At 72.7% G+C, this 3,828-nt stretch carries 5 protein-coding genes; 1 reads left to right on the top strand and 4 read right to left on the bottom strand.

Features of this window, described 5'->3' with window-relative positions; all coding sequences use genetic code 11:
• Positions 1-136: 136 nt before the first annotated feature.
• A complete protein-coding gene (locus ACIBSW_RS28160; protein WP_354729823.1) occupies positions 137-1,327 on the top strand; it encodes an ROK family protein in 1,191 nt (396 codons plus the stop codon).
• 27 nt (positions 1,328-1,354) lie between these two features.
• Here the strand turns inward: ACIBSW_RS28160 and ACIBSW_RS28155 are convergent, their stop codons facing one another.
• Genes ACIBSW_RS28155 through tsaB form a run of 4 tightly spaced genes read right to left on the bottom strand, consistent with a single transcriptional unit; the run spans position 1,355 to position 3,751 of the window.
• Entirely contained in the window at positions 1,355-1,609 is a 255-nt protein-coding gene (locus ACIBSW_RS28155) for a hypothetical protein (protein WP_354729825.1), read from the bottom strand.
• A 9-nt stretch (positions 1,610-1,618) separates the two neighbouring features.
• On the bottom strand, positions 1,619-2,671 hold the full coding sequence (gene tsaD / locus ACIBSW_RS28150; RefSeq protein WP_354729827.1) for a tRNA (adenosine(37)-N6)-threonylcarbamoyltransferase complex transferase subunit TsaD: 1,053 nt from the start codon (positions 2,669-2,671) through the stop codon (positions 1,619-1,621).
• Positions 2,664-3,095, bottom strand: a complete 432-nt coding sequence (gene rimI / locus ACIBSW_RS28145; protein WP_354729829.1) for a ribosomal protein S18-alanine N-acetyltransferase — start codon at positions 3,093-3,095, stop codon at positions 2,664-2,666. Before rimI ends, tsaD begins: the two co-directional genes overlap by 8 nt.
• Positions 3,095-3,751, bottom strand: coding sequence for a tRNA (adenosine(37)-N6)-threonylcarbamoyltransferase complex dimerization subunit type 1 TsaB (gene tsaB, locus ACIBSW_RS28140; RefSeq protein ID WP_354729831.1), 657 nt, complete (start codon positions 3,749-3,751; stop codon positions 3,095-3,097). The genes rimI and tsaB overlap by 1 nt, the downstream gene beginning before the upstream one ends.
• Between the last annotated feature and the right edge of the window lie 77 nt (positions 3,752-3,828).

Below are 3,828 nucleotides of genomic sequence, written 5' to 3'. Positions count from 1 at the left end.
TACAGCTCCGGCGTCAAATTCATCGTCACCGGCCTCATCCTGCTACTCGCCGCAAGCGTCGACGCCCTCTCACGCCGCAGAGCGGCAGCCACCGGTAACCGATGAACAGCCCCGCGGGCACGGGGGCGGCTCCCTGATGCGAGCCGGCCCCAGCCACGAGGAGGTTCGCAGGCACAACCTGGGCACGTTGTTGAGATATGTACATGTTCACGGTGCTACCTCCCGGGCCGAACTCACCACGAAGCTCGGACTGAACCGCAGCACGATCGGCACGCTGACCACCGAACTGGCCGCCGCGGGCCTGGTCACGGAGCGGCCGCCCGAGGAGACCGTGCGGGCCGGGCGACCGTCACTGGTCGTCCGGCCCGAGTCGTACCAGGTGTACGCGTACGCGCTGGCGATCGAGGTGGACCGGCTGCGCGCCGCCCGGGTCGGCCTGGGCGGCAAGATCCTGGACCGCCGCGAGACGGACCGGCCGCGCGGCATGCAGGTCGCCGACGCGGTCCAGCCGCTCGCCGAGTTCATCCACGAGATGCGCCGCGACGTCCCGGAGGGCGCCCGTTACGTGGGCGGCGGCCTGGCGGTGGCCGGCATGGTCCGCCGCGACGACGGCATGGTGCGCCTGGCGCCGACTATCGGCTGGGTCGAGGAGCCGGTCGGCGAGGCCCTCAGCTCGGAGCTGCGCGGCCTCGAGGGCGCGGACGTCGGCCCGCTGACCGTCGGCAACATCGCCGACGTCTCGGCCATGGTCGAACACAGCCGGGGCGCGGCGGCTGGCCACGACAACGTGATCTACCTGTACGGCGATGTCGGCGTCGGCGGCGGCATCATCGCGGGCGGCCGCCGGGTGACCGGCCACGGCGGCTACGGCGGCGAGGTCGGCCACATGGTGATCAACCCGTCCGGCAAGCCCTGCAGCTGCGGCTCCCGCGGCTGCTGGGAGACCGAGATCGGCGAGTACGCCCTGCTGGAACTCGCCGGCCGCGGCAACGAGAGCGGCAAGGACGCGGTGCTCGGCGTGGTCGACGCGGCGATGCGCGGCGACCGGGCCGCGCAGCAGGCGGTACGCCAGGTGGGCGACTGGATCGGCCTGGGCGTCGGCAACCTGATCAACATCTTCAATCCGGAAGCCGTGATCTTCGGCGGCACGTTGCGAGACGTGTACCTGGTGGCGGCCGCCCAGATCCGCAGCCGCCTCAACGAGGTCGCGCTGCCGGCCTGCCGCGAACACGTCCGGCTCCGCACCCCGGAGCTGGGCACGGACGCCGCCCTGATCGGCGCCGCGGAGCTGGCCTTCGAACGGCTGCTCGCGGATCCGCTGCTCTGATCGCTCGCCCGGTCTGCGCCGACCGCGCTACCGGTCGACGGGTGTGAAATCCCACACGTGCGGGGCGCGTGCCGTCAACCGCTCCGGCGGCGCGGGCAGGTCGGCCGGGGTGTTGCGCCACTTCGAGATGACGACGATGCGGTGGTCGGTCGACGAGAAGACCTCGCTCGACACGTGCGACGGCAGCACCTCCACCTGCGGCAACGCCTCGTCGCAGACCCAGGCCAGCAGCTCGTCGAAGCCGCTGCCCAGCGCCCGTACCTCCCACATGCGTGCGATCATGCAGGCTTCCTACCCCGCCACAGTGACCGAGGTCAATGGCATTGCGGAATCGGCCGGCAGGTCGAGCCGGCTCGGCGCGATCCCGGCGGCCACCAGATGCGAGCCGAGCGCGGCGACCATCGCACCGTTGTCGGTGCACAGCCCCGGCCGGGGCACCCGTACCCGGATCCCCAGCTTCGCCGCCCGCTCCTCGGCGAGCAGCCGCAGCCGCGAGTTGGCGGCGACGCCGCCGCCGATGACCAGGGTCTCGACGCCGTTCTCCCGGCACGCGTCCAAGGCCTTGGCGGTGAGCACGTCACAGACCGCGGCCTGGAAACTGGCGGCCACATCGGCGACCGGCACCGGCTCGCCGGCGCGCTCGCGGGCCTCGACCCACCGCGCCACCGCGGTCTTCAGCCCCGAGAACGAGAAGTCGAACCGATGCTTGGCCTGGTCCTTCGGCGCCGTCAGTCCACGCGGGAAGCCGATCGCGGCCGGGTCGCCCTCGCGCGCGAGCCGGTCGATCACCGGCCCACCCGGAAACCCCAGGCCGAGCAGCCGGGCGACCTTGTCGAACGCCTCGCCGGCCGCGTCGTCGATCGTCGCGCCCAACGGCGTCACGCCCGCGGTGAGGTCGTCGACCAGCAACAAGGAGGAGTGACCGCCCGACACGAGCATGGCGACGGCGGGCTCCGGCAGCGGCCCGTGCTCGAGAGTGTCCACAGCGACGTGCGCGGCCAGGTGGTTGACCCCGTAGATCGGCTTGTCGGCGGCGAGCGCGTACCCCTTGGCGGCGGCGACCCCGACGAGCAGCGCCCCCGCGAGGCCGGGCCCGGCCGTCACGGCGATCGCGTCGATGTCGGCGAGGGTCACCCCCGCGTCGTCGAGGGCCCGCTGCATGGTCGGCACGATCGCCTCGAGGTGCGCGCGGCTGGCGACCTCGGGCACCACCCCGCCGAACCGCGCGTGCTGCTCGACACTGGACGCGAGCGCGTCGGCGAGCAGGGTGTGCCCGCGGACGATGCCGACGCCGGTCTCGTCGCAGGAGGTCTCGATCCCGAGGACCAGGGGTTCGTCAGGCACTTCTCATCATCACCAGGGCGTCGGTGTTACTGGGCTGGTAGTAGCCGCGCCGGATGCCGACGGGCTCGAAGTCGTAGCCGGCGTAGAGCCGCTGGGCCGGTGCGTTGTCGACGGCGACCTCGAGCAGCACCTTGCGCCCGCCGGCCTCGGCGAGCAGGGCCTCGAGCAGCTGCCGCCCCGTCCCCCGCCGCTGGGCATCACGGGACACGGCGATGTTCTGCACCCAGGACTCGTCCTGGTCCACCACGGCGAGACCGGCGTAGCCGGCCACCTTCCCGTCCTCCGCCTCGGCCACGAGGTAGAAGTTGCGCTGCGCGAGCTCGTTCCAGAACATCGCCGCGGACCACTTCTCGGACCCGAAGAGGTCCTCCTCGATCGGCAGCACCTCGGCGATGTGCCACCAGCGGAACCGGGTGATATGCATCAGTGCAGCACCGGCTTGCGCGCACCCGGCTCGACAGCGTCCGGCCGCCGCAGGTAGAGCGGGGTGAGCGACTCGCCCGGCGCCCGCCGCCGGACCCGCTCGGCGGCGAGAGCGATCAGGGCCTCACCCGGCGGGAACTGAACGCGGTCGTCGATCGGCACCCCGAAGATCTCGGCGTACTTCAGCGCACCCTCGCCGACCGCCCGATCGACCTCGACCCGCACCTCGGCGGGCTTGTCGACACCTGGGTCGGTGGCCCGCACGCCGTCAAGGTAGGTGGCGTAATAGACCTCACGCCGCCGCGCATCGGTGGCGACCAGCACGCGACCCGGCCCGGCGGCCCGGCCGAGCGCATCGAGCGAGCAGACCCCGTAGGTGGGGATGGCGAGCGCCTGCCCCATGGCGGCGGCGGTGGCAAGCCCGACCCGCAGCCCGGTGAACGGCCCCGGCCCGACACCGGCGACGATCGCGGCCAACTCCCGGGTCCGCACGCCGGCCTCGTCGAGAATCAGCCGCACCTGCGGCGCGAGGCGCTCGCCGTGCGCGCGAGGATCGACGGTGCGGCGCTCGGCCAGCCCTTTCACGCCGGAGTCGGTGACCTCCCCGAGGGCGGCGGTCACCGCGGGCGTGGAGGTATCCAGGGCGAGTACGAGCACGTAAAGAACCCTAGCCGCCGGAAAACAACCCACCCGCGCCGGGCACGACCCACCACAGCCGTCGGCCCGGCCCGCAT

The sequence above is a fragment of the Actinoplanes sp. NPDC049668 genome, from assembly GCF_044465445.1.
In the GTDB taxonomy this organism is placed as follows: Bacteria; Actinomycetota; Actinomycetes; order Mycobacteriales; family Micromonosporaceae; genus Actinoplanes.
The sequence above is the reverse complement of the archived record's forward strand: the minus strand, read 5'-3'. Positions and strand labels throughout refer to the sequence as shown.